This window comes from Streptomyces sp. NPDC012794 (assembly GCF_042901085.1).
Classification (GTDB): Bacteria; Actinomycetota; Actinomycetes; order Streptomycetales; family Streptomycetaceae; genus Streptomyces.
Genome location: NZ_JBIBCI010000013.1, coordinates 126,628 through 150,095, shown reverse-complemented (window position 1 = coordinate 150,095; position 23,468 = coordinate 126,628). Strand labels below are relative to the sequence as shown.

21 protein-coding genes and 1 pseudogene are annotated in these 23,468 nt (G+C 71.3%); 11 read left to right on the top strand and 11 right to left on the bottom strand.

Annotated features, from left to right (window positions below):
* The first annotated feature begins 237 nt into the window (after positions 1 to 237).
* From ACFY7H_RS23695 to ACFY7H_RS23685, 3 genes and pseudogenes are all read left to right on the top strand, one after another.
* On the top strand, positions 238 to 972 hold the full coding sequence (locus ACFY7H_RS23695; protein WP_388941089.1) for a dienelactone hydrolase family protein: 735 nt from the start codon (positions 238 to 240) through the stop codon (positions 970 to 972).
* A gap of 1,675 nt (positions 973 to 2,647) precedes the next feature.
* Positions 2,648 to 3,163, top strand: a complete 516-nt coding sequence (locus tag ACFY7H_RS23690; RefSeq protein ID WP_388941086.1) for an RICIN domain-containing protein — start codon at positions 2,648 to 2,650, stop codon at positions 3,161 to 3,163.
* Positions 3,164 to 3,216: 53 nt separating this feature from the next.
* Positions 3,217 to 3,614: pseudogene (locus ACFY7H_RS23685) on the top strand (transposase); the annotation flags it as partial.
* A gap of 1,879 nt (positions 3,615 to 5,493) precedes the next feature.
* Here ACFY7H_RS23685 and ACFY7H_RS23680 read toward each other — a convergent pair.
* Positions 5,494 to 6,606, bottom strand: a complete 1,113-nt coding sequence (locus ACFY7H_RS23680; protein ID WP_388941083.1) for an ROK family protein — start codon at positions 6,604 to 6,606, stop codon at positions 5,494 to 5,496.
* A gap of 55 nt (positions 6,607 to 6,661) precedes the next feature.
* On the opposite strand from ACFY7H_RS23680, the gene ACFY7H_RS23675 reads away from it, so the two are divergent.
* Entirely contained in the window at positions 6,662 to 7,777 is a 1,116-nt protein-coding gene (locus ACFY7H_RS23675; RefSeq protein ID WP_388941079.1) for a Gfo/Idh/MocA family oxidoreductase, read from the top strand.
* A 109-nt stretch (positions 7,778 to 7,886) separates the two neighbouring features.
* Positions 7,887 to 9,092, top strand: coding sequence for an ALF repeat-containing protein (locus ACFY7H_RS23670; RefSeq protein WP_388941075.1), 1,206 nt, complete (start codon positions 7,887 to 7,889; stop codon positions 9,090 to 9,092).
* Positions 9,093 to 9,184: 92 nt separating this feature from the next.
* On the opposite strand, the gene ACFY7H_RS23665 is transcribed toward ACFY7H_RS23670, so the two are convergent.
* From ACFY7H_RS23665 to ACFY7H_RS23650, 4 genes are all read right to left on the bottom strand, one after another.
* Complete coding sequence (locus ACFY7H_RS23665; protein WP_388941072.1) at positions 9,185 to 10,042, bottom strand: fumarylacetoacetate hydrolase family protein; 858 nt, start codon at positions 10,040 to 10,042, stop codon at positions 9,185 to 9,187.
* 140 nt (positions 10,043 to 10,182) lie between these two features.
* A complete protein-coding gene (locus ACFY7H_RS23660) occupies positions 10,183 to 10,830 on the bottom strand; it encodes a YidC/Oxa1 family membrane protein insertase (protein WP_388941069.1) in 648 nt (215 codons plus the stop codon).
* A gap of 110 nt (positions 10,831 to 10,940) precedes the next feature.
* Complete coding sequence (locus ACFY7H_RS23655; RefSeq protein ID WP_388941066.1) at positions 10,941 to 11,288, bottom strand: DUF6412 domain-containing protein; 348 nt, start codon at positions 11,286 to 11,288, stop codon at positions 10,941 to 10,943.
* A 74-nt stretch (positions 11,289 to 11,362) separates the two neighbouring features.
* Entirely contained in the window at positions 11,363 to 12,202 is an 840-nt protein-coding gene (locus ACFY7H_RS23650) for a class E sortase (protein ID WP_388941059.1), read from the bottom strand.
* Between the two features lie 74 nt (positions 12,203 to 12,276).
* Between ACFY7H_RS23650 and ACFY7H_RS23645 the strand changes: the two genes are divergently transcribed.
* The 3 genes from ACFY7H_RS23645 to ACFY7H_RS23635 are packed head-to-tail and all read left to right on the top strand — an operon-like array spanning position 12,277 to position 14,625.
* A complete protein-coding gene (locus tag ACFY7H_RS23645; protein WP_388941056.1) occupies positions 12,277 to 13,293 on the top strand; it encodes an SEC-C metal-binding domain-containing protein in 1,017 nt (338 codons plus the stop codon).
* Positions 13,290 to 14,189, top strand: a complete 900-nt coding sequence (locus tag ACFY7H_RS23640; RefSeq protein WP_388941052.1) for a NaeI family type II restriction endonuclease — start codon at positions 13,290 to 13,292, stop codon at positions 14,187 to 14,189. The genes ACFY7H_RS23645 and ACFY7H_RS23640 overlap by 4 nt, the downstream gene beginning before the upstream one ends.
* Complete coding sequence (locus tag ACFY7H_RS23635) at positions 14,179 to 14,625, top strand: very short patch repair endonuclease (protein ID WP_388941049.1); 447 nt, start codon at positions 14,179 to 14,181, stop codon at positions 14,623 to 14,625. Before ACFY7H_RS23640 ends, ACFY7H_RS23635 begins: the two co-directional genes overlap by 11 nt.
* On the opposite strand, the gene ACFY7H_RS23630 is transcribed toward ACFY7H_RS23635, so the two are convergent.
* The 4 genes from ACFY7H_RS23630 to ACFY7H_RS23615 all read right to left on the bottom strand — a co-directional run bounded on the left by ACFY7H_RS23630 (position 14,622) and on the right by ACFY7H_RS23615 (position 19,967).
* Entirely contained in the window at positions 14,622 to 15,818 is a 1,197-nt protein-coding gene (locus tag ACFY7H_RS23630; protein WP_388941046.1) for a DNA cytosine methyltransferase, read from the bottom strand. The two genes, ACFY7H_RS23635 and ACFY7H_RS23630, sit on opposite strands and share 4 nt — an antisense overlap.
* A gap of 121 nt (positions 15,819 to 15,939) precedes the next feature.
* Entirely contained in the window at positions 15,940 to 17,778 is a 1,839-nt protein-coding gene (locus tag ACFY7H_RS23625; RefSeq protein ID WP_388941043.1) for a DEAD/DEAH box helicase, read from the bottom strand.
* Positions 17,775 to 19,190 carry a transcriptional regulator gene (locus tag ACFY7H_RS23620; protein WP_388941040.1) on the bottom strand — a complete coding sequence of 472 codons (1,416 nt, stop codon included), beginning with the start codon at positions 19,188 to 19,190 and terminating at the stop codon, positions 17,775 to 17,777. Before ACFY7H_RS23620 ends, ACFY7H_RS23625 begins: the two co-directional genes overlap by 4 nt.
* Before the next feature lie 93 nt (positions 19,191 to 19,283).
* Complete coding sequence (locus ACFY7H_RS23615; protein WP_388941037.1) at positions 19,284 to 19,967, bottom strand: hypothetical protein; 684 nt, start codon at positions 19,965 to 19,967, stop codon at positions 19,284 to 19,286.
* Between the two features lie 301 nt (positions 19,968 to 20,268).
* Here ACFY7H_RS23615 and ACFY7H_RS23610 point away from each other — a divergent pair, with 301 nt between their 5' ends.
* The gene (locus ACFY7H_RS23610) at positions 20,269 to 21,042 is read left to right on the top strand and encodes a hypothetical protein (protein ID WP_388941035.1); all 774 of its coding nucleotides are present in this window, start codon (positions 20,269 to 20,271) and stop codon (positions 21,040 to 21,042) included.
* On the opposite strand, the gene ACFY7H_RS23605 is transcribed toward ACFY7H_RS23610, so the two are convergent.
* Entirely contained in the window at positions 20,979 to 22,040 is a 1,062-nt protein-coding gene (locus ACFY7H_RS23605; protein WP_388941032.1) for a hypothetical protein, read from the bottom strand. The genes ACFY7H_RS23610 and ACFY7H_RS23605 overlap by 64 nt on opposite strands.
* A 29-nt stretch (positions 22,041 to 22,069) precedes the next feature.
* On the bottom strand, positions 22,070 to 22,609 hold the full coding sequence (locus ACFY7H_RS23600) for a GNAT family N-acetyltransferase (RefSeq protein ID WP_388941029.1): 540 nt from the start codon (positions 22,607 to 22,609) through the stop codon (positions 22,070 to 22,072).
* Between the two features lie 158 nt (positions 22,610 to 22,767).
* Here ACFY7H_RS23600 and ACFY7H_RS23595 point away from each other — a divergent pair, with 158 nt between their 5' ends.
* A complete protein-coding gene (locus tag ACFY7H_RS23595; RefSeq protein WP_388941027.1) occupies positions 22,768 to 22,935 on the top strand; it encodes a hypothetical protein in 168 nt (55 codons plus the stop codon).
* 62 nt (positions 22,936 to 22,997) lie between these two features.
* On the top strand, positions 22,998 to 23,297 hold the full coding sequence (locus tag ACFY7H_RS23590; protein ID WP_388941024.1) for a hypothetical protein: 300 nt from the start codon (positions 22,998 to 23,000) through the stop codon (positions 23,295 to 23,297).
* Positions 23,298 to 23,468 lie beyond the last annotated feature (171 nt).

Genomic DNA, 23,468 nt, shown 5'->3' with positions numbered 1-23,468 from the left:
TGGAGGTGGGTTGGGAGCTGGTGATGCTGGCTTCGGTCTTGTTCCGTGGTCTATGTTGTGGGCATGACTACCGGGACGGCATCGCGCCATACACGGATTGGTGACCCGGTGCTCCTCTGAGCACCGTGCGGGATGGCATGGTCCCGCCGGCCGATCGGGGATCTTGCGCTGTCGCGCGAGCTCCGCCTCTGTCGTGTTGATCAAGGGTTCGCCACATCAACCACGACAGGAGCATCCATGTCCACCAAGACGCTGCAGATTCCCACCGCGGACGGCCGGGCCGACGCGTTCGCCGCCTTTCCGGACCACGGCACCCGTAACCCAGGGGTGCTGATGTATGCGGACGGCTTCGGCGTCCGGCCCGCGATTCGGGAGTTGGCCCGCGAGCTGGCCGAGCACGGTTACTACGTGCTCGTCCCCAACCTCTTCTACCGGCACGGCCCGGCACCGGTTATCGAGCTTCCCGAACACATCGGAGAGCGGGACCGCCCTCGGATCATGGCTCAGCTGATGCCCTTGATCCAGGCGCACACAGCCGAGCGTGTCCGCAGCGACGCCAACGCCTACCTCGACTTCCTCACCACCCAGCCCGAGGTCGGCGCCGGCCCGGTCGCGGTGACCGGCTACTGCATCGGCGGGCTCCTGGCGATGCGCACCGCCGCTGCCCATCCTGACCGGGTAGCGGCCGCCGCCTCGTTCCACGGCCCCGTGGGAGCCGACGGGCCCGACCTCTTCTCGAAGGTCACCGCCCAGGTGCATCTTGGCCATGCCGAAGGCGACCTGACGCCCGAGGCCCTCGGGGAACTCAACCGCGCCCTGGACGCCGCAGGTGTCCGCTACACCTCTGAAATCTATCCGCGCACCGTCCACGGTTTCACCATGTCCGACACCGACGCTTTCAGCGCCGCCGGGCTCAGGCACCACTGGGACCGCCTGCTCCCCCTCCTCGACCACGCCCTGCCCAGCCGCTGAGGCCGCGATCCGCCAGCCCACCCACCGACTCGGCACTGTCCAGACGGGGATCAACAAGGACACGGGCGGGGCCGCGAACGGCGAGCCCGTCGGCGCCGTCCCGACTAAGGGCGGCACAGGCAGGCGGTGCTCGCTGATGGGGTCAGTCAAAAGACCATTACCGCGCTGGGCGCCTTGTCCAAGGCACTGGAGATGACCGAGCGGGCCCGCGGGCACCTGTACGGGTTCCATCAGCTGACGGGGACCGCGGAGTTCCAGGTGGACGACGCCGTCAGGCTGCTGCGGGAAGCAGGCCACGAGGCGCAGGCCCGCCGGGTCGAGGAGGAGATCCTGGGCCGCAACGTCATCCCGGGCCGCTGGGCCTTCCAGATCATCGACGCCTACAACGACAACGTCCTGGACCCGCGCGAAGATCTCCTGCGTCTCCGGCTTGTCGTCGGCCCGGACTCCCGCGTACAGGTCGATCACGGCCTGAGCGACTGCCGCGCTCACGCCCACCAGCCCGGCGACCGCGCCGGCCCCCGCTGTCCGCCGCCGGGCAGGTCCCGCCGAAGCGGCCGCCGTGCTTCGCAGCCCCTCGCAGGCCACTCCGAGGAGAAAGGCGCAGTGACCGACGACCCACGCGGTGCCGGGCTCCTTGGCCCCCTCCCCCAGAAGGCGTACGGACCCGTAGACAATGAGGAGTACGGGTGCCGCGACGAAGGAGAAACGGGTGAGTGCTGCCGTTCGCTGAGTCTTGCCCCCACCCCTTCCGCTCGTTCCGCCCAGCCACCATGGGTGATGACCCGGACACAGCCCTACCCGGCAGTCAGGCTGACCTGGGGTCACCCTGAGGGGCGGCGGGGCCACGGTGTCGAGCAGCCGGTCCGCCTCCGCCTCTGGGCGCCAGGCGCAGCTGACTCGGTCGCGATCCGCTCCCCCCGGTACCGGCACAGCGCGCCAGACCACGACGGGCTCCACTCAGCCGGGCCGGGCTGAAGCGTGGGCTCGCCCCGGTCGAGGTGCCCCGCAGGACGGTGGGGTGTTCCGTCCCGGAACGGCCCGTGGTCAGCTGTAGGAGGCCGCCAGTGCGCCCGTCAGCTCTTGTTCAGTGAGGACGGTGGCCCGGAACCCGGCCCCGGCCGGCCGGCTGGTCTGCCGCTTGCACCACGCAGCGCTGCGCCCCGCCAGCCCGCCTCCGCGCGGCGAAAGCTGAAGCCGCACCCGCCTCGACAGGGGGCGCCCCCCGGGCCGGGATGTACGTGCCGCGGCCTCGAAGGAGGCTCCGGGAGCAGCCCGCGCGCGAGGGCGCGGCCTGTCGGTCCGGTCACACAGACTGCGGGAAGACGGTTGTGGCGGGACCGCGGCCCCCGGCTCCCTGGCAGTGACGTGGGCGTCAACACGCAGGGCGGCGAGCGCGACCGGTGATCGCCGGGGACGGTTGCCCGTCCACACCCATCGCCCTCCGGGCCTGGCGGAGGGCGAACCCGTGGAACTGCAGAGCCGTCTCCTGCTGGAGGACGGGCGGCGAGCGGGGGCCAGGCCCGGGTACTCGCCAGCAGCGCCGTCTCCCGATCGGAGTCGGCGTAGTCAGCAACGACCGAGGCATGAGACGCCTTGGTGACAGCGTCAAGATCAAGTATGGTCAGCGTCGATTTCGTGCGGGCCGTAACCGGCCCTATGGGGGGAGTTCTTCGTGCGCCTGAACATCATCAAGTCCGTCCGCCGCGCCCTGGGCCCAGCTGTCGGCGCCGTGCTCATCTCCGTCGCCCTGCCCGCCTCCCCCGCCGCCGCCGTGGACCTGTCCAAGTGGGACCTGCTGCTCAACCTCAACAGCAGGCTGTGCCTGGAAGTGAGCGGCTGGTCCACAGCCAACGGCGCCGGGGTCGACCAGTGGGACTGCCATGGCGGCGCCAACCAGCAGTGGTACGGGGCCTCTTACGGAAACGCCAGGCTCATCTACAACGCCCAAAGCGGCAAGTGCCTCGAAGTCAAGGGCTGGTCCACCGCCAACGGCGCGGCCATCGGCCAGTGGGACTGCCATGGGGGCGCCAACCAGCTGTGGCAGCTGCGCGCCACGAGCGACTACACGGTGGCCCTGGTCAACGTGAACAGCGGAAAATGCCTGGAGATCGGCGGCTGGCGCACCGACAACGGTGCCCCGGCCACCCAGTGGGACTGCCACTGGAGCGAAAACCAGCGTTGGTACTAGTACCGCAACGGTGTTTGCTATGACGGTTGGGCAGGTCGGTCGTTTGTCAGGTCATGGGTGGGGAACTTGCTGATGCCCGGCCGTGGGCCGGTGAGGTGAAGGCCTTGCATGAGCGGGTCATGCACCGTTTTTCCAGGTCGGAGTCGCGGGAGTCGGCTCTTGCCTATATGCGGGGGCTGATACTCCGCTGGAGCGGAAGAACGGCTGGACACTAGCCGAGGAGGCCGGGCACGGCGGCCCGGACCGGATCCACCGGCTGCCGAACCGGATCGGCTGGAGCGCGGACGAGGTCCTGCACGACGTGCGGAACTACGTCATCGAGCACCTCGGCGATCCGGATGCGGTGCTGATCGTGGACGACACCGGGTTCCTCAAGAAGGGTGCCCGCCCGGCTGGGGTCCAGCGGCAATACTCCGGGACCGTCGGCCGGACACCGGGTCACCGGACGGGTCGCGGTGCGCAACGGCCACTTCGGGATGCAGGGAGGGGGAAGGGGCAGCTCACCCCGACCCACGATCGTTCTGTACGCCCCCTCGGCACCCGAACTCGGCGGTGTTGTGGACTACTCCGGCCAGATCGGCCGGTACACGGAGACGGGCTCCCCGTTCGCGTTCTCCCTGCCGCCCTATCTCACGGTGACCGCCTTCGTGCCCGGCGGCGTCCTGTTGTTCGTCTGGTTGATGCGCGTGATGTCGCACGCCCCGAAGACCGACGCTGGCGCCCGGACCCTCCGCGAGGAGGCGGCCGGCGGATCGGCCCTGCCCGCCGTCCGTGCACGGATCATTTCGGCCCGGCGCGGCGACCTCGTGTCGCTGGGAGACGTCGACGGCCCCGTCCGCGTGACCTCGGACCGCAAGCTGCGCTTCGCACTGGAGGACGGCTCCGAGGTACTGGCCGCCAACCGCGGCGGCCCGCCCCACGCGCTCGCGCTGCTCGCGGCCACCATGGGCGAACGGCCGGGCTGGCTGTGCGGCGCCCGTAACTGGCGTCTGATCAGGAACAACCAGCCGGTCGTCTTCGTCACCGACGAAGACGAGGTGGCGTGGCTGGAACTGGGCCGCGGCGACTTCGAGCGAATCCTCGCCCCCGCGACCCCCGTACAGCCCGACTCACACCGCAGTACCGTCCTCGCCCCCACTCCCACCACCGTGCTGCCGGGCGCCCACTGGCCCTGGTTCGGTGGCCTGCTGCTGTCCTATGCACTCGCCACCTACGTCCTGATGGTCCCGATGTCCTGGGGCGCCGCACTGTCCACGACCGCAGCCGCCGCAGCCGCCGCTGTCGCCGCCTTCGTCTTCCTGGCCCGCCGCCGACCGGCGCTCAGCGCCTGGGCCACTGGGAAGTCCACGAAACCCGCGACCCGGAACTCGGTGCGGCCTGATACTGCAACTGCGGTTGAGGTGCCGAGGTCGCAGCTTCACGGGGCTGCGGTCTCGGAGAATGAGCAGACGACGGACAGCCGTCCGTCGCGCCAGCACGAGGTGCTCCTGAAGGCAGCGACCAGCGTTTCCACGGTCGCCAGGTCCTCGTCGCCGGCCCGGTACGGCGGGTGTTCGTCGAACCTCCGGGATCTCGTCGAAGGTGTCGGGAAGGAAGGACGTCGAGCAGGCCCCCGGATCTGTTGGCGACGCGTGCCGGCAGGCCTCCACGCGGCCGACTCTGCGGTGAGGGTCAGGCCTGGGGCATGTGGCGCAGCCGCGCCCCAAGCGGGTCGCCCAAGGGAAGTCGCCCGGGGCGCGGCCGGGGTGGAGGGCGGTGTCGTCACGGAGTTCCAGGTCGCGTCCACGAGCCGCTGCCCTCCCGGTGTGCCTCTCCCTCGTGCAGTCCGCACGTGGGGCGGTGGGGGGGCCCCCCCCCGGGGGGGGGGGGGCCCCCCCCCCCGGGGGGGGGGGGCCCCCCCCCCCGGGGGGGGGGGGGCGAAGCCCGGGCCAAGACCGGAACACCGGGGATCCGGGGAACCGGCCCGGGGATCCAGGCACCCCGGGGATCCAGGCACCCCCCGGGAATCCGGGCACCCCCCGGGAATCCGGGCACCCCCCGGGGATCCGGGCACAGCCCGGGGACAGGCACCCCCCAAGGAGGGTCGGGGTCCGGGGCAGAGTCTCGGGGAACGGTGGAAGCGGGGAGGGGCATTACCCAACGCCGCCGTGGCCGCACGCTCCGGGCGGCCGGCCCCGGCCAGGGGGCCGGTCCCCGCCCCGTCGCCCGGAAGGGCCCGGCCGACTCCGCCCCCCGCCTTCCGGGTCAGGGCGACGGCCTGGCGGATTCACCCGTACTCCGCCCGGCCAGGGCACCCGTACCCCGCCCGGCCAGGGCCACCGCGGCGCCGGTCAGGTCCAGCCGAAGACGCGGCCGCGGACCAGGGCCGCCGCGCCCTCCGCCACCCCGGCCGGGGCGCGTGCAACCGACGGGGGGTGCTCCAGCAGGACGCGGGAGGCCAGCGCCGCGCGGACCCCGTCCACGAAGGGCTCCGGGTCCGCGTCCACGACGCGCCCGCCGAGCAGGATCCGGTCCACGTCCAGCAGCGCGGCCAGGTTCGCCGCACCCTCCCCCAGGATCCGTGCCGCCTCCGCCATGTCGCCCCGGGCCACCGCCGCCAGGCAGAGAGCCTCGAGGCAGCCGCGCCCCCCGCACCGGCAGGGCGGGCCGTCCAGCCGCAGCACCTGGTGGCCGAACTCCCCCGCCGACGAGCGCGCGCCCCGGTGGACCGCCCCGTCCAGCCGGAGCCCCGCCCCGAGCCCGGTGCCGACGTGGAGGTACACGGAGGTGCCCGAGCCGGGCCCGCCCGGAGCCCCCGCCGCGACCCCGGCGTTGGTGTCCTTGTCCAGCACCACGGGCAACCCCAGCCGCCCCGCCAGTACCTCCCGCAACGGGTACCCCGCCCAGTCCGGGAACCCCGTCACCCTCCCGAGCACCCCGCTGCGCCAGTCCAGCGGGCCCGGCGCTGCGGCACCCACCCCGAGCAGCGGCGGTGCCGCCCCGGGCTCGCCGGAAACCCGCGCGACGGCTCGTACGACCGAATCCACCACCAGTTCGGGGCCGGCCCCGAAGTCCAGCGGCCCGCTCCACCGCGCGACCACGCCGCCCGCCAGGTCGACCCGGACGGCGCTCAGCTCGTCGCGGTCCAGGTGGAGCCCCACCGCGTGCCGGGCGCCGGGCACCAGTCGCAGCAGCGTGCGCGGCTTGCCGCCGGTGGAGGCGCCGCGTCCGGCCTCGGCCACCAGGCCCTCCGCCGCCAGCCTGGCGGTGATCTTGCTGACGGCCTGCGGGGTGAGCCCCGTCCGGGCGGCGAGCTCCGCCCGGCCCAGCCCCGGCGCCCCCGCGGCGCGCAGCAGGTTCAGCAGTAGCGCCTCGTTGTGCCCGCGCAGTGCGGGCAGGTTCACCCCGGCCCGCCCGCCGCCGTCGGCGGTGCCGTTCTCGCCGTCCCCGTCACCCCTGTTCACCCGGCCATTGTCCACCCTCCTTGCACTTACGCAACGCTGTTGCCAAAGTGGTCCCATGAACGCCTCCCGCGCCTCCGTCTCCTCCTCGGCCCCGGCCCCCGCCGCCCCGCTGCGCGTCGCCGTCATCGGCTACGGACTCGCCGGCTCCGTCTTCCACGCCCCGCTCGTGTCCGCGACCGACGGCCTCCACCTCGACACGGTCGTCACCTCCGACCCCGGCCGGCAGGCCCAGGCCCGCGAGGCCTACCCGGACGTCCGCATCGCCGCCTCGGCCGACGAGCTGTGGCAGCGGCCCGACGCCCCGGACCTGGTCGTCGTCGCCTCCCCCAACAGGACCCACGTCCCCTTCGCCACGGCCGCCCTCACCGCCGGCATCCCCGTGGTCGTGGACAAGCCGCTCGCCGCCACCGCCGCCGAGGCGTACGAACTGGCCGCCCTCGCGGAGCGCGCCGGCACCTTCCTCTCCGTCTTCCAGAACCGCCGCTGGGACAACGACTTCCTCACCCTGCGCCGCCTCCTCGCCGACGGCGAGCTCGGCGAGGTCCAGCGCTTCGAATCCCGCTACGAGCGCTGGCGTCCGCAGCTCAAGGGCGGCTGGCGCGAGTCCGGAGCCCCGGAGGAGATCGGCGGTCTGCTGTACGACCTCGGCAGCCACGTCGTGGACCAGGCGCTGGTCCTGTTCGGCCCGGCGGTACGCGTCTACGCGGAGACCGACGTGCGCCGCCCGGCCGCCGAGGCCGACGACGACACCTTCATCGCGATCACGCACGCGAACGGGGTCCGCTCCCACCTCTACGTCAGCGCGACCGCGGCCCAGCTCGGCCCGCGGTTCCGCGTACTCGGCTCGCGCGCCGGCTACGTCAAGTACGGCCTGGACCCCCAGGAGGCCGCCCTGCGCGAGGGCCTGCGGCCGGGCGCCGGGGAGCAGCCGTGGGGCGAGGAACCCGAGCACCTGTGGGGGCGGCTGGGCTCCGGCGAGTCGCCGCTGACAGGCGGCGGCCTCCCGGTGCCGACGGTCCCGGGCGACTACCCCGCCTACTACGCGGCGGTCGCGGCGGCCCTGCGCACGGGCGGTCCGGCGCCGGTGACGGCCGAGGAGGCGGCGCACTGCCTGGCGGTGCTGGAGGCGGCCCGCAGGTCCTCCCGCGACGGGGTGACCGTGGAAATGTGACCACTGACCCCCTAGCCCCTTGTCGGAAAATCGATGCATTGAGCACCGAATTACGATCTATCCTGCAGGCTGCCGATCATCACACGTGTGAAGAAATGGAAACCTGCCTGTGAAGCTGCCCCGGATCGCGTCCGTCGTGGCGACCGCCGCGATCGCCCCGGCCGTCCTGCTCTCCTCGCCCGCCTTCGCCGCTGACTCCTCGTCGGCCGCCCCGTCGTCGCCGACCGCGCCCGACCAGGAGCCGCAGGCCGCGAAGCCCGCGCAGACCCCGGCGACGACGCCGGAGAAGACCCCGTCCGAGAGCCCGGAGGCCGCGAAGGACCGGGCCGAGATCGAGCTGATCCTGAAGGACCCGGCGAACGGTCGCGGCGTGCGCGAGGCGGCCGAGAAGGCGCTCAAGGGCACGGCCGAGGACATGCGGCGCTTCCTGACGGTCGAGCGTGCCCAGCAGCAGCTCGAGGACGACCGCGTGCGGGTCGCCCAGATCAGCGAGGCGGGCGGCAGGTCCGTACGCGAGGCCGCGCGCGAGGCGCTGCGCGTGAACACCCGCGCATCGATCACCGCGTTCCTGCAGGAAGGCCAGCACACGGCCCGTCTCCAGGACGACCGCGTCGAGATGATGCGCATGCTGAACGGCGCGGGCAGGGGCATCACCCAGGCCGTCAACGACCTGATGAGCAACGGCACGCGCGAGCAGATCCGCGAGTTCGTCGCCACCGGCCAGCACAAGATCCGCGCCGTGGACGACCGGGTCGCGCTGTTCTCGATGCTGAACGGCGCCGGACCGGGCCTGAAGGAGGGGATCATCAAGCTCCTCGAGGGCAACGCGACCCCGGAGCAACTGCGCGAGTTCGTGAAGAACGGACAGCACGTGCTGCGCGACGACGACAACCAGGTCGACATCTCGAGGATGGTGAACGGCGCCGGCCCCGAGCTGAAGAAGGCCGCTCTCGCCGCCCTCAAGGGCACCCCCGAGGACCGCGCCGCGTTCCTGAAGACCGGCCAGCACGTGGCGCGGGCCAAGGACCAGGCTGCGGGTCACACCGGCAGCGGTAACACCGGCAACACCGGCGGCTCGGGCAACACCGGCACCGGCACCGGCACCGGCACCACCGGCGGGGTCCAGCCGGCCGCCGCCAAGGGCACCGGCGGCAACGGCAACGTCACCCCGGCGGGCGGCTCCGGCTCCGGCTCGCTCGCCAGCACGGGCGCCGGCTCGGAGACGTGGATCGCCGGCACCGGCGCCGCGGCGCTCGCCGCGGGCGCCGGCCTCGTGGTGGCCAACCGCCGCCGCCGGGCCTCCGCCGAGAGCTGACCCGCACCGTCACGCACACGGGCACGGGGAGGGGCGGGCTGCCACCGGCAGCCCGCCCCTCCCGCACTCACGCCCTACGCGCTCAGAGCGCCCTACGCGCCCTTGAACTCCTGGCGCTGCCGCCCGAGCTTCTCGATCTCCAGCTCCACGACGTCACCGGCCCGCAGGTACGGCTTCGGCTCCGGCTGCCCCATGGCCACACCGGCCGGGGTGCCGGTGACGATGACGTCACCGGGGTACAGGGTCATGAACTGGCTCAGGTACCGCACGACCTCGCCGACCGGGAAGATCTGGTCCGAGGTGTTGCCGTCCTGCTTCAGCTCGCCGTTGACCCACAGCCTGACGTCCAGGACCTGCGGGTCCGGGACCTCGTCGGCCGTGACCAGCCAGGGCCCGAGGGGGGTGAAGGTCTCGCAGTTCTTGCCCTTGTCCCAGGTACCGCCGCGCTCGATCTGGAACTCGCGCTCCGACACGTCGTTGACCAGCGCGTAGCCGCCGACGTGCGCGAGGCCCTCAGCGGCGGAGCCCAGGTAGCGGGCGGTGCTGCCGATGACGACGCCGAGCTCCGCCTCCCAGTCGGTCTTCACGCTGCCGCGCGGGATGAGCACGGTGTCGTCGGGGCCGACCACGGTGTCCGCGGCCTTCAGGAACAGGATCGGCTCGGCCGGCGGCTCCGCGCCGATCTCGGCCGCGTGCCCGAAGTAGTTCAGCCCGATGCCCACGACCTTGCCGATGCGGCCGACCGGCGGGCCGATCCTCAGCCCTTCGGCGTCCAGGACCGGCAGCTCGCCGCCCGCCGCGGCCTCCCGCACCCGGGACAGCACGGACTCGTCGGACAGCAGGGCACCGTCCACATCCGTGATCAGACCGGACAGGTCCCGCAGGGTGCCGTCCTGGTCGAGGAGCGCGGGGCGCTCCGACCCGACGGGTCCGACACGCAGCAGCTTCATGGGCATTCTCCCGTGGTCGTGGGTGGTCGGCCCATGGGCATGCCGGTGGACGGGCACGCGGCACGGGCCGGCCGATGGGTTGCGGCCATCGGAGGATTGGCTGATCCTCCAAGATGCCCGCCCCATCCGCAAGACCCTGTTCACAGACTGGAACGCGCTGCTCCGTCCTTGCGGTGCTGGAGCCAGGCCCGCTCCCCGACCGACCAGGCGGTGGTCGTCAGCAGGTACAGCCCGGCGGCCAGCGGGACCACCGCCGCCGTGACCAGCGTCCCGAACGACAGCAGGGGCAGTACGCCGCCCAGCTTGCGCATCGCCGCCAGCTGCTCGGCGCTCAGCGCGGCCTGGCCGCCCACACCCTTCCCGGCAGGCAGTTCAGGCACCGGTGCGGCCGCGGCGGCGCGCCGCCCCCGCACCGCGCTCCACGCGGCCACGACAGCGATCGCCGCGAACAGGGCGAGGAACACCAGCCCCTGCGCCCCGAACGGCCCGCCCTCCTCCAGCGCTCCGGTCCAGCGGATGCCGAGCGGCGCGCCGAAGAGCCGGTGCCCGAGCAGCTCACCGCCCGAGGAGAAGGCCTGGTACATCAGGAAGAACACCGGCAGCTGCAGGAGCATCGGCAGGCAGCCGGCCGCAGGGGTCGCCGCCCGGAACGCGGCACGGCCCAGCGGGTACAGGGCCAGCCGCACGAGGACGGTGAACAGCACGATCGCGGCAGCGGTCGCGGACTCGGCCAGCACCGGCTCCAGGAGCCGGCCCAGCTCGACAACAAGATCAGCGAAAACGGACACGCGGGCCCTCCGAGGGGTCTCGTCAAACGTCGAAAAGGTGCATTTCGGCGTGACGACCCGCGAGGGGCGACATCAGCGATCGGTCAGAAGGCAGGAAGCGCTGCGCACCCCTACGCGGCCGTCAGGACGAGACGGCCGGGCGCCCTGGGCCGCGACCGGCCCGAGGCATCGGGATCGCGCTGCGGCAGGAACGCCGTGCGCTGCTCGCGATCACGGATCGCGGTACGTATTCGGTGCGGCGGCACGGGCCGCACGAGGCACGCGGCGAGCGCGGCGGCCCCGACGGCGACGGCGGCGGCCAGCACCACCACACCGGCGGCCAGCCCGGCGTCCCCGGACACCAGCCCCAGGAACCCGCCGAGCACCAGCAGCGCCACGAGCAGCCGGAACACCCGCGAGGAGGACACCACGGAGGAGGAAGAGGAGAACCACGCACGGACCCGCCGCACCAGCACCATCCCCACCCCCTCAATTCCCTCGGCACCAGCGATCGGAGCGGACCCGCATCGGAAACGGGAACGCACGACCGATACTAACGGCCCGCACTGACAACGGTCTTGAGGGTCCCCCACACCACCAGCCGGTACGTGGAGGAGTACTCGGGCGTGCACGTGGTCAGCGTGATGTAGGAGCCCGCCGCCTCGTAGCCGTAACCGGGCTTCACCCCGCTCCGCGGCACCGGCGCGATGACCCCCACGTCACCCGCGGTCGTCTCCCCCAGCACCTTCCCCACCACGTACACGTACCGCCGCCCCCGCACGTCGACGAACAGCTCGTCCCCGTCCCGCAGCCGGTTCACGTACCGGAACGGCTCCCCGTGCGTGTTCCGGTGCCCGGCCAGCGCGAAGTTCCCCTGCGCGCCGGGCTGCGCCGTCCCCGGGTAGTGCCCGGCGTACCCCTTGTCCAGCACGGCCCGCTTGCCGACCCCCTCCGCGACCGGCACGGCCAGGCCGAGCCGCGGGATCCGCAACACCGCGTACGCCTCGTCGCGCGCCGGCGCCGCACCCCCCGCCGGCGCGGGCCCAACGGGGGGACGTACGGAGGGACGTACGGAGGGCGGCGCGGCAGAGGGAGCCGCCCCCGCATCCGGCACGGGCGTCGCCCCGGAAGGAGAAGGAACGCTCGATTCCCCCTCGACGGCCACTGGATCCCCACCCCCGTCCGCGACGGCCCCGGACCCGGCCCACCCCTCCTCCAGGACCCGGACCTGTTCCCGCGCGGCGGCCGCGGCCTGCCGGTTGGTCCACCACACCTGGTGCACGACCAGCAGCGCCACCACCACACCCACGGTGGTGATCACCTCGGCGGTCACCCACAGCAGCCGCGCGAGACCGGCCCGGCGCTCCCGCCGGCCGCCCCCCTGAACCACCACCCGCACGCCATCCCGCACGGGCCGCACCCTAAGACCTCCCCCCTCAACTGACCAGCAGCAGTACGGTGTGAACCATGCGCCCCGATACGCCTGCCGAGCACATCGCCGAAGCCGAGCGCCTCATCCGCACGGCGACCCGCTACCCCGAGGACCAGGAGCCCTTGCTCCTCCAGGCCGCGGCCCACCTCGAACTGGCCGACGCCCGGGAGCGCGCGAGCGCCCTCTACGACCAACTCCTCTCCGCCTCCCCCGCCGACCCCCACCTGATCAAGGCCCTCCAGGCCGCGAACCTCTGGGAGTACGGCCACGAGGCCGAGGCCCGCGCCCTGATCTCCGGCATCCGCGCGGCCGGCCCGACCGACCCGGCGCCGTGGGAGGTCATCGCGGAGGCCCTGGAGGCCCACGACGAGCTGGAGGCCGCGCACGAGTGCTTCACCGAGGCGGCGACCCTCCTGATCCCGGAGTCCGCCCCCCTCACCCGGGCCACCACGGCCCTCCTCACCGGCCGGCACCGGGTACGCCGGCTCCTGGCGCTCCCGCACGACGACTGGGACATGGTGGCCGACACCCGCCACATCGGCCCGATCCCGCTGGACGAACTCCACGACCCGAAGCGCATCTGGGCCCTGGGCTCCGACGACCCGGCTGAACTCCGCGCCGAGATCGCCCGCCTGCGCGCCGAACTCGGCGACCGCCGCGCCGCCCTGTCCCGCCCCTTCCCGGTGGCGATCCTCCACTGGCCCCAGCGCGAACTGGCCGAGCTCCTCACGAGCTACCCCACCCTCGGCGCGGAGTACCCCTCCCACGACGCCCACCTCGCGGCGGTGGAATCCTCCCTCCGCACCCTGGCCGCCTCGGGCACCACCAACCTCGGCATCGTGACGGGCAGCGTCCCCTCGTACGAAGCCTTCGCGGCCTCGGAGAAGACCTCCCCGGCCTCCCCGTCGCTCCTGGCGGAATACGCCACCACCCTGGCCGCCCGAGGCAAAGCCACCCCCTGGCCCCCCACCCCCACATCCCCCTGCTGGTGCACCTCGGGCAAGCCGTACACGGAGTGCCACGGCGAGAGTGCGGGGGCCGCGCGCGCATGAGGAAGGGACGTCTCGTCCTCCAGGGACCGGGCGAGATCTGCACGAACACCGACGCGGGTGAGCACGTACTCCTCGCCCCCGGCGACGATACCGACGCTCAGACCGTCCTGGACTGGCTGCAGTCCTTCGATGTGGCCGGCCTGTACACGGGCGCCATCGCGAATGCCGTCGACTACGTGCTGGACGGAGCCCGGACCGGCCGTTACAGCCTGCTGGCTCCCGACGTGCACCCGGGTGAAAGGGCCTCTGTCGGAGCGAAGCTCGAATACGAGGTCCTGCGTTCGTTCGGCCTTCCGAAGGAGGCTCCGCTCGACACGCTCATCGAGAAGGTGCCGGTCGACATCAAGGCGACCGTCGGTGCGAACTGGGCGATACCGTCAGAGGCCCACTGCCAGCTCTGCATCTGCACCCAGATACAGCTGGGGAAGAGCCGGCACCGCTCGTGGCTGGTACGGGCGCACCGCTCGTGGCTTTACCGCGGCAAAGGCAATAAGGACGGCAAGCGAGGCCTCGCCGTCGACGCACGGGCCCTGTGGAGCATTCCGCTGTACGACTGGACACCGCTGCCGGTCAACCCGCTGACCCTCCTCACCCCAGAGCAGGCTGGCAGGGTCCTCGCAAAGCGCCCCGGTCAGGAGCAGCGGTTCACCATGATGTTCCGCTACCTGGAAGGGCACATCATCCCGCGCAGCGTCATCTCGACGGTCGGCGCGGGCAAACTTGACCCGCTGCGCCGGGCCCGCAACATCAGGAGGCATCTCGCGCGGGATGGTCTTACCCTGCTGTGCGGGAAGTGGCGCGACCAGCAGGATCTCGCCGCCGCACACAAGATCACGCTGGGGCCCGAGGACTGGGTGGCGCTGCGGCTCGAGGGAGGGCTGACCCATGACGGGTGAGGGCCCCTGGCAGCCTCCTGAGGGCTCCTGGGCTTCGTCAGCTGCCCGGCGGCGCAACATGCAGGCGATCCGCAGCCGCGACACCAAGCCGGAATGGGTGATCAGGCGTCTCGTGCACGCACGAGGACTGCGCTACCGAGTCGCCACCCGGCCGCTGCCCCAGCTCCGGCGGACCGCTGACCTCGTCTTCGGGCCGGCGAAGGTGGCGGTCTTCGTGGACGGCTGCTACTGGCACGGATGCCCCGAGCACTACGTGCCCCCCAAGACCAATCAGGGCTACTGGTCGGAGAAGGTGGCCCGGAACATCGCGCGTGATCGCGACACGGACCGGCAGCTCGAGGAAGCCGGCTGGCTCGTGCTCCGGTTCTGGGAGCACGAACGGTCGGAAGCCTGCGCGGCGGCGATCGCCGCCGCCGTGCAGGAACGCCGCCCTTAGTTTCCTGACGGCACGCCTTCCGGACGTGCGCCGCGCAGAACCTCGGCGATGGCCTCGCCGACCACGCGGGCCACAGGCGGCGGGAAGGCGTTGCCGACCTGACGGTACTGGGCGGTCTTTCCGGGGAGCTTGCCTTCGGACGGGTCACCCTCGAAGTCCCACTCGGGAGGGAACCCCTGAATGATCGCGGCCTGGGTGACCGTCAGCATCGGGCCGGCGCGGAAAAGGTCGCGGTCTGCGCTGTCCTTCTTCTCCACGTCCTTCGGGGAGTTCGCAACACCAAGGGCGTTCACGCCCAGCTTTGCCCAAGCCGCCTTGGCCCTGCTCGGCCCGAGGTCGGCGCCCCCGTGCTTCTTGGATCCTCCGACGAGGGTGGGCGCGACGCCGGTGGCGGCCTTGCGCCACTGCTTCAGCGCCGTTTCAGCCTCTCGGCCCTCTCGGCCCCCCTTGGCGATGAACGGCTGGTACCGCTCGGCCATCGTGGCCTCGAGAGCTTCGCCGACCGTCGTAACTCTGGCGTCCGGGACCGGCCAGTTGAATTTCTGACCGCTGAGAATATCTTTACGAATGGCCACCAGGATCGCACGCGGCCGCAGCTGCGGCACGCCGAAATTGGCGGCTTCGAGCACCTTCCAGCCGCATACCTCATATCCGGCACCCTCATACATCTGCCGGATACCCGTAACAGGGTCCGTCGCCATTCCGCCCTGCAGGCGCGCCATGACCCATTCCCGGTATTCGCCGAACTTGTCGTCCTTGATTCCCCGGACGTTCTCGATCATGACAGCCTTGGGCAGGAGTTCATCAACGAGTCCCAGCATCTGCGGGAAAAGATCACGCTCGTCGTCCTTGCCCAGTTGCTTACCCGCATGCGAGAAAGGAGGGCAGGGAACGCCGCCCGCGAGAAGATCCAGTCGCTTCTCCCGCAGGGGTCCTTCGAGGAACTTGACCGGCTTGTCCAGCTGCACCATCGGCTTGAAGTCGTTGACATCCCCCTCGATGACGTCGCAGAAATCCCGCTCGAATTCCCAGCCGTCTCGGTGCGCGATGTTGCGCCGCAGGGTGGCAGCGGCGTACTGGTCGATCTCGACGAGTGCGAGGTGCTTGAAACCAGCCTGGTGGAGGCCGATGGCCTGCCCCCCGGCGCCAGCACAAATCTCAATCGAGGTCAGCGCGTCGTCGCGGGCGCCCATCGAGTCCTCCTGGTGTAGCAGATGCAGACAGGCAAGTGTCGCATCTGCCGCTGACACCCAGGGCCACTCGGCCTTCGCGGATGTGCCAGGCATCATCCGGCACACCCGCCACCCGCCCTCTTCAGCAGGCTGCCGCAACCTGCACGTGCTCCAGCACGGCCCGCATGTCGGCTTCGTCCATGCCCGCGGTCACTGGCCGCTCCTCCTGCAGATCACCCAGTTGCCGCACCGAAGGATCGTCCAGGATGGCTCCCATGAACTCCAGCTTGGACGCCAGGCGCAGTGCGACCACCTCATCGATCGTGCCTTCCGAGGCGAGCACGGTGACACGGGTCTCAGCATGCGGGTCGAGGCCGAGCCGGTGGATGCGGTCCAGGCTCTGCAGGAACCGCCCGGCCATAAAATCCCGGTCCACGTAGACCGCGTCATGACAGTGGCGGTGCAGGCTGATGCCCTCACCCAGCGTGGCGGGGTTGGAGATCAGTACAAGGCAGTCCGGATCATTCCGGAACCGGCTGATCTGGTCCTCCCGGTCCTGTGTGCCGCCATGGACCACGGCGGGCTGGAACTCACTCAGCAGGAGTTCGAGACTGGTGATATTGCGAACGAACGTCGACCACACGAGGGTTTTCCGGCCTGCCGCCGCGTTGCCAGAAACGATCTCCCTCAGTTCCTTGTACTTCGGCGGCATCTCGTACTGAGGAAGCTTCTGCAGCAGGCCGTAAAGCGGTTCATCCGCAGGAATGTCCAGCGGTGGCACCTGGAAATTTATGGCTTCGTGCCTGCTGCTTCCCTCCACCAGCAGTGCGGGACTGGTGGCAGCCATCAGCAGCCGGAGCATCGCCTTGCCCAGGGCGTCGAAGTCGTCCCTGGACAGTTCGGCGCGCGCGGTGAACCGCCCCACCAAGGCGTCGTAGATCTCCCTGTGGAGCCCTTGCAGCGGGAGAGTCCGGATGACCGGCTGGAAGGGAGGCAGTCCCAGCTCCTTCTTCGTCGTGCGGGTGAACAAGGGGCGGAGCACCGAACTGGCATGGGCCAGGTCTCCGCCGGCCACCGCCTGTGTGACCACGCGGCGGCCGTGACCGGGCCACACGAAGGACAGCAGGTTCTCCAGGTCGCGGGCACCGTTGGGAGCTGGTGTGCCCGTAAGGATCAGGCGTCGGCGGCTCAGCGGGCCGAGCGCCATGCAGGCACTTCCGTACGTACCCTCGGCGCCGAGTTTCATCCGGTGCGCCTCGTCGAGGATCACCATCGACGGCGCGGCCCGGAGCCAGCCGGCGAGTCCTGCGAGCGAACGGTCCAGCCGCTCGTAGTTCACCACCAGAATCTCGGCGTGCGGATCAGGGATGCCGCCCATGACGGTGGTGACTGGCGGACTGTCGAAGCACTCGCGGCTTTCAGAGAGCCAGGACTCATAGGCTGACTTCGGGCTCACGACGAGCAGGCGCCTGGCAGTGCCCCGCTCTTTCATGGCCGCGTAGACCGCCAGGCCGACCCTCGTCTTGCCGGCACCGGGGACGCTGAAGTTGGCGCCGTGCCTCATCGCGAGGAGCCTGGAAATGTCCCGGCGCTGGAAGTCCGTGAGGGCCCCACGCCAGCCATCACCGAGGAGATCCACTACGGCATCGGCATCTGCTGCACCGGGGCCGCCGAGGCCACCGGCCCCCGGCGTCTCGTCCAGATAGGCGGCCGCCTGGTCCGCGTCGTCGAAGACATCGTTGACCAGCGCGAGCAGGTCTTCTTCCCACTCGACCGAATCCGGCGCCGGCCAGTCGGACAGCACCTGCAGCCCTGCAAGGAAGTCGTCGAGCGGTACTTCCAGCAAGTGAGGCCCGCGCTGGCCACCGACGGGAAAGCCGGTGGCCGCATGCGTCAGGGCAGCGCCGAACGGCTCAGCAGCACGGAGCACGGCCTTCGTACGGGAGACGTCGAAAGCCAGGTGCAGCGAGGGCTCGGTCACACCCCCTCCTGCTGCATGGCACCGAGCAGCCAGACGACACCGTCGCCGGGCTCGTCAATCCGTGCTGCCTCGCGGGCGAGCTTCGTGAGGCTGGCCTTGAGCGCCAGGATCGCCTCGTCGAGCGTTTCCTCGTCCAGGTTGCGGGAAGCGCGGGCGAGAGTCATGTCGGTGACGCACTGTTCAATGTCCTGGACGGCGTCGTGCAGGCGGTCCGGAGCGGCCTGCTTGCGCTTACGGACACGGGCGTCCTTGCCCGCCGGCACGAGTGCCTCCTCGACCGCCTCCTTTGCCTCCCGCCACAGCTCGGCTGCCTCCTCAGACTGCTGCTGGTCCACCGCCCCCGGCGCCCTCTCCACCGCCTTCGCCTGAAGGAGCGTGTTCGTGAACGCCTTCGCTGCAGCCACGTGAGGGTCGTCGGCCGGGAGGGACCGGTTGAGGCCCGGAATGACGCGCCCCGCGGCGGGCTGAGCGGGAACCTGCTTGAGCCGCTCCGGAAGGTGCCGCTGGAGGTACCGGCTGCGGAAGTCCACGTCCGCCAGACGGACATCCGTCTTGGAGAACTCAAGAACGATGAGCGCGAGCCGGTTCTCCTTCAGGAGGTCAGCCTGCCCGGGGTTCTGCCGGGACGCCTTGGCAAAGGCGCGGTGCAGCTCGCGCAGCTTCTCCTGCTGGTCCTCAAAATCCATCAGCTTGAGCTGTGCCGACGCGGTCTTCGACCGCGCAACGAGGTCGTTGAGCGTGGACAGCACCCAGCGGTCCTGCTCAGCGGTCTCCGTCCGGATCCGGAAGTCCTTCGCGATGTCAGCAAGCGGCCGGCCCGCCGCGGCCTGCTCCTCGATGGTGAGCAGGCGGTTGATGTACGAGTACGGCCGACGGGTGTCGTGACGCAGCTGCAGGGACAGTTCGACCGCATTGATGTCGGACCAGGTGCACGACTCCGGCAGCACGCCCACCCTGACGCTCGCCACACCGAGTTCCCGCAGGGCAGCGACCCGGGTGTTGCCGTTGACCAGGATCCCGTCACGCGTGACGAGACCGGGTTCGTTCTGGCGGTACTCCTTGAGGCTCGCCTTGAGATCGTCGAAATCTCCGTCCCGCTTCGCCGGGTTCGAAGGGAGCGCCTGGAGCAGATACCGCAGATAGTCCTGGCTTTCCGGCGCCCAGGGGTCCTCGGTGAGCAGGCGGTCACGCTCCAGGTCAAAGCTGCGCTGCGCACGGATCCGGTGCGTGGAAGGGTTGAAGTAGAGCCGGTCTACCGGCAAGTCGATGACCTGGACCACCAGCGGCTTCAGGCGCCATTCGACCGTCAGCGTCTCCTGCAGTCCGTCACCGGCGCTGACTTCCTTGAGACGCTTCTCGATCAGCTCCTCGTTCTCAGCGGCACGGGGCGGCCGGCCGTAATCCTTGCTCACGGTGCGTTCTCCTCTGGCTGCATGCCTATTGATGCGTAGTTGGGCGATTTAGTGGGGGCCGCCGTGCCACACGGCCCCCATCTGTACCTATTGTCAGACCGGCGGCAGCGAGAGAGCCGCACGGACCTGGTTCCTGGCCTCGGCCGGCAGCGTACGGATATCTGCCCAGAGACGCTCCACCTCGGCGAACTCGCGGGCGTCAGCCGCAACCCACGCCGTCAAGGTCTTGCGGTCCAGCCCTGCGAGACGGCTCACCCGGGTCAGGACCGCGTCCACATCGGCCGTCAGGCCCTTGCCCCCCACGCGGCACCGGTTGCACTCGGCGACCAGTTCCACGCTGGTGGTGCCGTCCGGCTGGGTCACCGGCCTCCTGGCGATGTCCAGCTGGGCGGATACGAAGGTGCCGGCATAGATCTCACCAGCGGTGATTCCGCACGAGCGGCAGTGGTGCCCGTCCCGGGCGAGGATCTCGCGGCGCCGCGTATCGGTGATCGACGAGGCCGGCCGGGTCCCCTTGCCCGGTTCCCAGACCGGCTCGCCCCGGGAAACGAAACGCTGCTCGTGCTGGTTCAGGCCCAGGTCTTCACGGTTGGTGTCGATCCTCCACCCGAAGTCGCGCAGATCACGCACCCGGCGGTCGGCCTGGCTGACGCCCGGGAAGGCCTGCTTAACGTCTTCCTTCGTGAAGACATTGCCCTCCCCCACCACCGTGACAAGCCACAGCGCTGCCCGCTTCATCGTGCCGAACTTCTCATCCTTCCACGAGGGAAGATTCATGCCCGTCTCCTTATTTCTGGCCAGGGTTGAACTGTCCGGCTGTCCCCTGGGGCAGTCGAGCAACCCCCCACCGGCACCTCAGCGGACGGCTCAACTGTTGCTCAGGCGTCGCTTCTATGACCAGAGTTGACGGAATATCGAGGGCAGATGAAAACTACGAGCGGTTCACCTCAGGCGCTTCTGCCGGAAGACTCGGGGGATATCGGAGGCCTGAACGAATGGAGTGGTGATGCCGCGGCGGACTGGAAAGTGGAAGGCGCTGCCCTCGGATCTGTCGGCGGCACACCGGGAGTTCGTCCAGATGCTGCGCAAGCTGCGCGACTGCAGCCCAAGAACTCAGGCCGAGATCGCCAAGTCCGGCCACCTCGTGCCAAGCAGTCTCTCCAACCACCTCAACGGCGGACGGATCCCGGATGAGTCGCAGGTCCGAGCCTTCTTCAAGGTGCTCCTGAAAGAGTGCACGGGGCCTGACGGAACCGGGACGGAGCTGCCCTGCTCGCTCGATCACCTTCTGGCTATGCGAAGGCTGGCCCGCGTCCAGCACTGTGCGTGCGTCCCCCACACCGGGCAGAAAGGCGAGCCGGTGGCAGCTGACGTATCGCCGGCTTTTCCGGACTCCCGTCCTTCCGCGGCCTTCACTGCTCCTCGGGTCCGCCGCATGAGACGGCCTTCTCCGCAGGGAAAGGCCGCGTCGCGCCGCGCTCTGAAGAGGGCTTCGGCCCCGCGTCAGGTGCCGGTCCCCCTCACGGATGGGGACCGGCCGCCTGCCGGACTCCCTAGCGCCGGGCACTGGACCGAGCTGGAGACCCTGACAGCCTTCCTCGCCGACGGCCGCCACCGGGACGCGGGACTGCTGTTGTGGCGGGCTGGGCGGACGCTTTCCCCGGCGGAACTTCTGGAAGCAGTGGGCGCGTGCCGGGCGGCAGGACAGGCCGATGCCGCGGACGCCGTGCTGAGCAGCGTGAGCGAACGCTCTGACAAGCAGGCCGTCTTGAACATCGTGGCCGCGTTTCAGCACGCCGGGCGGGCCGAGGATGTGGCGTTCCTGCTGGCAGCCGCCCGGTCCGCTAACTGAACGGCAAATCCAGCTGTTGGTGGCCCCGGGCCCTGGCCGTTGGGGGGGGTGGGGCGGGTTGCGGTCAGGGTGAGGAGGGTGCGGAGGGCCGCGAGGACCTGGTCCGGGGTGTCGCGGATCATCGACGGGGTCGCGCTGACGACCAGGATGCCGTGGGACTCCAGGCGCAGGCGGCGGCGGAGGGTGGCGTGCCAGGCGTCGCGGGTGTAGTGGTACTCCGCGGAGTCGACCTCCAGGGCCACGCCCTCGTCGGGCCAGTAGGCGTCCGGGGTGGCCAGGAAGGTGCCGTCCGGGGTGTAGAGGCGGGCGTTCCACAGCGGGGTCGGGAGGTCGGTGCCGGTGAGGGCGTCGCGGGCCCGGGCTTCGGCCACCGAGCGGACCCCGGCCAGGAGTTCCGCCGCGGCGGCGCGGACGGCGGGGCGGGCCAGGAGGCGGGAGGCGCGGAGTTCGGCGTGGAGGTCGTGCGGGTGGCACCAGCCGGCCTGGACGACCTGGGCCAGGACCGAGCGGACGCGGTCGGGGTGCGCGTCGGGTCCGGGGCGGGCGGCGAAGTCCGCGGCCGCCCGGACCGGGCGGGCGCTGGGGACGCCCGCGACGGTCATGGTGGGCGGCCAGCGGGAGGTCGTCAGGGGCCGGACCTCCGGGGTGCCGGTGAGCCGGCGCGGAGCGCGGATCAGTACGTCGGCCGGGGCGGGCGGGGTGTCGCGGATGCCGAGGAGGGCGAGGGCGGCGGCTCCGGTGAGGGCGGCGGTCGCGCCGGAGAGCGGGTCCGCGTCCGGTTCGGCGGCGTAGAGGACCGCGGCCAGGGCGCGTTGGCGGTGGTCGGGCGGGCCCGTCTGGAGCAGGTAGACCCGGGGCAGCAGGCGTTGCCAGGGGCCGCCGGGGCGGGTGCGGGAGGTGACGGTGCCGTCGGGGATCCCGGCGGTGGTGGTGAGCTGGTGGCGGGTGGCGAGGCCGAGCTGGCGGCGGGCCACTTTGGCTGCTCCGGGCGTGATCACGGCCCGGGTATGCCCGTTCCGTGACGGGTCTAGCTGTGGCCGGGGTGGTTCGGGGACAGGAAGACGACCACGCCCGACTGCGTCCCGGGCAGGGCCGGCACCTCGTGCCAGCCGAGACGGCGGTACGTGGCCACCGTCTCCGTGGCCAGCCGCGAGGTCAGGAGCCAGGCGCGCCGCTGCGGGGCGTCCTCGGTGATCTCCGCGAGCAGGGCCCGGCCGGTGCCGCGGCCGCGCGCGTAGGCCCGTACGGCGAGTTCGTCGATCTCCAGCGCCCCGACGAGCAGGTCCCGCACCCGGTCGGGCCCGAGCTGGGCGGCGACCTGCGGGTACGCACGGTGCTGCGGGAAGGGGGACCGCGTCAGCCAGCCGGTGGCGAACCCGTCGACTCCGGCTTCCGACTGCGCGAACGCGATACGGAATCCCGGGCGCCGGACATCGGTCTGGAGGCGCGTCGAGAACTGACGAATGGTTTCTTCGCATTCGTTCCAGGGCGCGGCGGAGAAGACGTCGGCGTAGGCGTCGACCAGCTCGTCCTCGAGGTCCAGGACGGTGCGTCCGTAGGAGATCACTGTGTCGACTCCCGGTGAGTTGGGCGGTTTTCCTGCTGGAAGACCGAATTTACGCCCAGGGGGTTCCGCGGCCCGGCGATGCGCAGAAACGGCGAGTGTGCGACAAATCGCCTCCGCCTGCTCCGTGTCGCGGGCCCGGGTGGGGCGTTGAGCAAGCCGTGAACACGGACAGGCTGCTGCGGGTGGCGGGGCGGTGCGCGCTCGCCTTCCTCCTCGTCCTCGGGGTCGTCGCGCTGTTGCCGCGCACGGTGCGGGAGGCGGTGCCGGACGCGGTGGTGGGCGGGACGGTGCTCCTGCTCGGGGCGGTGGGGGTCCGGCGCGCGTAGAGAAGGCCGCGTTAGCTTGGGGGCGGAGACATCCGAAGACAAGACGTACGAGGGAGTTCGACATGGCACGGGTACCCAGCTCCGCGGTGGCGGCGGCCGGTCTGGTCGGCGGCTACGCCGTCGCCCGCTGGACCAAGAAGCGACCCCTGGGCGGTGTCGTGCTCGGCGCCGCCGGGCTCGTGGCCGGCCGGGAGTGGCACAAGCGGGGCGGTGTCCCCGCCGCGGCCGGGCTGGGGGCGCTGTACCTCGCCGGCTTCGCGGGGGCGCACCCGCTGGCGAAGAAGGTCGGCGCGTGGCCGGCCGTCGTGGGGGCGGCGGCGGTCGTGGCCGCGACGTCCTGGGCGGTCGCCGACCGGGGCTGACCCCGCCCTCCGGGCCGACTGGGGAGCGGACCCTTGCCCTGGCCGGGCTGGGGGACGTGCCGCTCCCCTGGCCGGGGATGCCGGGGTGCCGCCGTGCGGAGCGTTCCCCTACCCGCCCTTCCACCGTTCCCCGGGCTCCGCCCGGGCCCGCGCCTCAAACGCCGGCGGGCT